Raw genomic sequence first — 474 nt, forward strand, 5'->3', positions numbered from 1 at the left:
TAGACTGCCCCCAAAAAGTTAGACACTTATTGGGGGCATTTTTATGAACAAAAGAAACAAGTATGATTACAAGTTTAGGCTTCAATGTGTTGAAGCTGTAATCAAAGACAACTGCTCGATACGAGCAGTTGCTCAAAAAAAAGGAGTTAACATCACTAATTTACGCCTTTGGTATCGTTTCTATGAACGATATGGCAAGGATGGGCTAAAAGAAAGAAAATACCAATTCTACACGCCATCTTTTAAGCTCATGGTGCTTCAGTCTATTAAAAAGGAATTTCTATCTTTACAGGGAGCCTGCGCACGATTCAATATCCCAAGTGAATCGACAATTATCAAATGGAAAAAGGTATATGAAATAGAGGGTGTAGCGGGCTTGAATTCTAAACCTAAAGGACGACCAGCTAAGATGTCAAATTCCATCAAACCCAACGTAAAGAAAGCCCAGAAGCCTCTAACAAGAGAAGAAGAATT

At 38.2% G+C, this 474-nt stretch carries 1 protein-coding gene; it reads left to right on the top strand.

Features of this window, described 5'->3' with window-relative positions; genetic code table 11:
- Positions 1-43 precede the first annotated feature (43 nt).
- On the top strand, positions 44-474 hold a 431-nt coding region (locus PQG45_RS11780), incomplete at its 3' end, for a helix-turn-helix domain-containing protein (RefSeq protein WP_316070920.1).

Source organism: Aquirufa regiilacus (assembly GCF_032470275.1).
Classification (GTDB): domain Bacteria; phylum Bacteroidota; class Bacteroidia; order Cytophagales; family Spirosomataceae; genus Aquirufa; species Aquirufa regiilacus.